This is a genomic window from uncultured Eudoraea sp. (assembly GCF_947258525.1).
Classification (GTDB): Bacteria; Bacteroidota; Bacteroidia; order Flavobacteriales; family Flavobacteriaceae; genus Eudoraea.
This window is the reverse complement of the sequence record NZ_CAMYIP010000027.1, coordinates 1-4,202: the sequence shown is the minus strand read 5'-3', so window position 1 is coordinate 4,202 and position 4,202 is coordinate 1. Positions and strand designations below refer to the sequence as shown.

Sequence of the window (4,202 nt, the reverse complement as noted above, 5' to 3'; positions counted from 1 at the left end):
GGCAATTCTGTCCTGCAGGTCCTTTCTTTCATTGCCTAACAAATCCCTGTGAACCTGGTATTGAATTGAAACATCGCCTTCCAGCAACCATGCTATGATCTGTGACTTGTCCATTTGAATCAAAAGCTATCGTTTCCTATATGTTTAGCACTATGAATAGGAGGGCATTTACAAATATTCATCGTTAATGCTATTTTCTTTTCATTTATATCGGTCCAGATTGAATTAAAAATTGGCTAAACCTTTCTCAGAACATTTTTACCGGAAATGGCCATGGTAGTCAAAACTCCTGAAAACAAAGCTCCTCCTACTCCCGCCGTGACGATATCCTGACCTGTAAGATAAAAGTTTTTGATTGGTGTCCTGGGAATTAAAAAAGCTTGTCTGAACCTGGAGGGACTGTGATCTAAACCGTAAATTTCTCCCTTTTTATAATTAACAAAATGCTTAGTGCTAAGCGGCGTAGAAAGTTCATAACAATTCACTTTTCCTTCAACCTGAGGAAGTTGTTTGTATAGTTCCTTCAATAACCTTTGAGCAAGCTCCTCTTTTATTGATTCATATTCCTTTCCCCTTTTTTTCCATGGGGTATCAGACCATTTTTCAAATATTTCATAAGGGATCAGTGTAATGATATCAATTGTGCTTTTCCCGGGGTACCGATTAGACCAGTCAGGATCTTTGGCGGAGGGGAATGATATATAAACTACCGGAAATGGCTGTGTCAAATCCTCTAAATATCGTTTAACACAAGTATCATGATCGCCTTCGGGCGGATATACCCAATAATTTGTTTTTGGAAGTTGAAGTTCTTCAGGCGAGCCCTCCAATCCAACATACAGGCTTGCATGTGCCACTGATGGATTTACTTTTTGTAATTGTTCTTTAAGCCGGTGTTTTTTAACTGATTCAGAAGGCAATAATTTCGTATAGGTGGTCATTATACCTGCATTACTAACGATGTTTTTGGCCTTAATTATTTTTCCATCTGTCATCCGAACCCCATTAGCCCTATTATTTTCAATGAGTACTTCGGCTACTTCTGCGTTAATAAGTATTGTCCCGCCGGAAGCTGCTATTATCGGGGCAACATTTTTTACAATCTGAGAAGAACCACCAACTGGGAAACTCCCGCCATCAAAATAATGTCTTACGACTGTAGCGTGCATGTAAAAACTGCTTTGTTTGGGAGGTAATCCGTAGTCCCCGTATTGACCAGTAAGCACTTTTATCAAAGTTTCATTCGTAGTCAAAGAACGCAATACCTCATCGGTTGTTTGATCCGCTAATTTGTAAAATGGTGTTTTCAGGAACCTTCCGATTAGGGTGTTTAGAAAGGGAGGAATAGCCTTGCTGATGAAATAGTTCTTACTTGCTTTTACCGTCTTAAAGACTAAATCTACATAGGTGTTTATGGCGCGCTCTTCTTCCGGGAAGTAGGAAATCATTTGTTTCTTAAAGTTTTTGACCCCTTTCACAAAGTTAAAGTGCTTATCGCCAATGACAATTCGGTCATAAACTTCTCCCATATCGGCCCACTTCAATTCACCGTTGGTAATATAATCAAACAGTTTACGCATCATACTGTTCTTCCGTTGTACTTCGCCAATATAATGGATACCTACATCCCATTCATAGCCTTTGCGTTTAAATACATGAGTAAAACCTCCTGCTGTATAATGCCTTTCCAATACCAGAACTCTATGGCCTTGCTTTGAAAGGATTGCTGCCGTTGAAAGACCACCCATTCCAGAGCCTATTATAATTGTGTCGTAGGTTTCCTCTAATTGTGGTTGTTGTTTATAGGACTGAATCATTTGACTGTTATTTCAATTGGTTTTTACTCATTAATTGCTTGTTCCAGGCAAATTTTAAGCTTTTTTATTTGTTCCATTTGAACTTCACTCCTGTAGAGTGGATAACCTGTATTCAGCCATAAAGATGAAAGAATTTGGTCTAACTCCTGACTACCATATAGCTCTTTAAGTTTATCATAGCGGATCAAATTATTGACGGTGTCCCGTACATTTTTCCAATTCGGATTCACTTCACGAAATACAACATCAGCGCTCATTAAACCATTTTTTTCTGTAAAAGGCCGAACCATTTCCATTTTTATATTGTTAAAGTCCTCATAGGCTTTTAGCGTCATCTTTTCTTCTTTGATATAATCATTAAGCGCTGCCCTAACGGTTTCATTTGTGATCATAGGCATTGAATTCAGGTAATTTTCAGTTATTACCGGGATATAATGCCGTGTCAATCGCAGTAGATGATAATTTACATTTGGATCATAATCCACCAGGCCCCTGCTTTCCTTATAAAGCTGTGCATGCATCTTCTGGTGTTCCTGAAATCTTTCAAAATCGGAAGTTACGTTATCAAGCGCAATGTCAAGATCGAGTAAAATTTTACTATATATCTTTTTTTCTTTTTTCTGGGCAATCCTGGTTTCATTCCAGTTATTTACCTGCAAGGCAATAAGAATACCTATTACAACCAATAGAATTTCCCCTAAAGCGTATTTCAGATATTTACTGGTTTTGCCTTGATTCAAAAAGTTTAGGCGAAGCTTTCTAAAGATTTTCATGATCTTTTAATTAATTGTTTGGCATAAATGCTGGATTTTTACGTCTTTAATGACTACTGTATTCAGCTTTAAATAAGGGGATTACTGAAATAATTATTCCTTTATTTGTACAACTAATTTAGCAAATAAAACCAGAGCGATGGAATCTTCAAAAGATATTCAGAATTATTGGTTTGCAAGTCATGGAGAATATACGTTGCCGGCTTTTGCTTCAATCGGAGGGTTTACTTTGCATTGAAAATAAGATAATTCCGGTGGTGATTAATAGAAGTGCACAAAATACTCATATTTGATACTTATTATTCATAATAAAACCGGGAATATAGGAAACGCCTGTCCGAAACCATTTAGTAATTGGTGATGGATGTGAACATAAAACGATAACACGAAAATTTAGTATTCCGGAATTTAATGATTTTTTGGATTTACTTTACAACGGGAGTTACAACCGTTGTAAGGGTGCGTATTATTTTGTTAATCGCTCATCAATTGCAATTGGGTAAGTTTTCTTTATTTTGATTTTCTTTATTAACGGATGTTGCACATTTAGCAAGTAGTTCACTTCTGTTGGATTCACTGCACTTGGCACTTCAAGGATAAGATGTTTGCCATTTTCGATCCATTCTTTACCAATTTCTTTTAGTTTGTCGGGACTTGGAAATTGATTCCAATTCCCGGGTAAGTCTTTTATTGGAATTTTGACTATGCTAGAATCCGGCACTTCAAGTTCTGCCAAAAAATAGTCGTCCGGGAGTAAGTCATAATCAACATTTACTAATTTCTCCAGGATGGCCAGAGATGAAGTAGAGGCGCAATAAATTATTGGCAGTCCCTTTGGATTCCAGCGGCCACCGGATAATTTAGCTCCAATACCGGATAAATCCGTTATCCATTTCTCTTTTGCAATTCTGAATACAATCATGAGAAGACCCCATGCTCAATTTTTAGTAATTCATCAAAGACCAGATCAATTCCGAGACTAGTTTCTATTAACTCTATAGGTTTTTGATCTTCAAGAGACTTATTTGGACGAAATAGCCAGGTGTTGAACTTTTCTTTGTCATTAAAGACCTCAATTCCTTTGTGAAATAATCTGGTCAGTTCAACCAATTTTTCCGAAATGCCAATATTGATTACTTTTTCAGGAGCGTTTCTTTGAAGTGTTCTTTCTGAAATATGTATTAGTCTGGATACCTGTTTTTGAGTTAGGTTGGAGTGCTTAATAAAAGATTTTATTGATTTACTTTTCAGGCCACCTTTAATTATCCTCATGTATGCAAATGAGCTATTAGTAGGTCTGGGAGTTTTTCTTTTGATATCCAGCCATTTAAAAACTGTATCCTGCTCATCACTTGGATCAATAAGTTTAGGTATCATTTATCCGACATTTGTCACAAATATAGCGACATTTGTCGTATTTTCCAAATATTTCGAGGAATTAAGTTAATGCACTCTAACGGTCTCGTATATGAGCCCTCCCGTCCCGTCCCGTCCCGTCCCGATAGCTCCTTCTCCATAGTATTACGAAGGAGAAGCTATCGGGAGTTATCGGGAGCTATCGGGATGGACTAGGGCTTTTCATAGGACACGTTGTTAGCACCAGTTTTATTTC

At 37.3% G+C, this 4,202-nt stretch carries 4 protein-coding genes; all 4 read right to left on the bottom strand.

Annotated features, from left to right (window positions below):
* Positions 1 to 236: 236 nt before the first annotated feature.
* Positions 237 to 1,817: an NAD(P)/FAD-dependent oxidoreductase gene (locus Q0X89_RS02095; protein WP_297690954.1), complete on the bottom strand. Its 1,581-nt coding sequence runs from the start codon at positions 1,815 to 1,817 to the stop codon at positions 237 to 239.
* Between the two features lie 23 nt (positions 1,818 to 1,840).
* Positions 1,841 to 2,590, bottom strand: coding sequence for a DUF6090 family protein (locus Q0X89_RS02090; protein WP_297690953.1), 750 nt, complete (start codon positions 2,588 to 2,590; stop codon positions 1,841 to 1,843).
* A gap of 466 nt (positions 2,591 to 3,056) precedes the next feature.
* A complete protein-coding gene (locus tag Q0X89_RS02085) occupies positions 3,057 to 3,512 on the bottom strand; it encodes an RES family NAD+ phosphorylase (RefSeq protein WP_297690952.1) in 456 nt (151 codons plus the stop codon).
* A complete protein-coding gene (locus tag Q0X89_RS02080; protein ID WP_297690951.1) occupies positions 3,509 to 3,967 on the bottom strand; it encodes an antitoxin Xre/MbcA/ParS toxin-binding domain-containing protein in 459 nt (152 codons plus the stop codon). Before Q0X89_RS02080 ends, Q0X89_RS02085 begins: the two co-directional genes overlap by 4 nt.
* Positions 3,968 to 4,202: the final 235 nt, after the last annotated feature.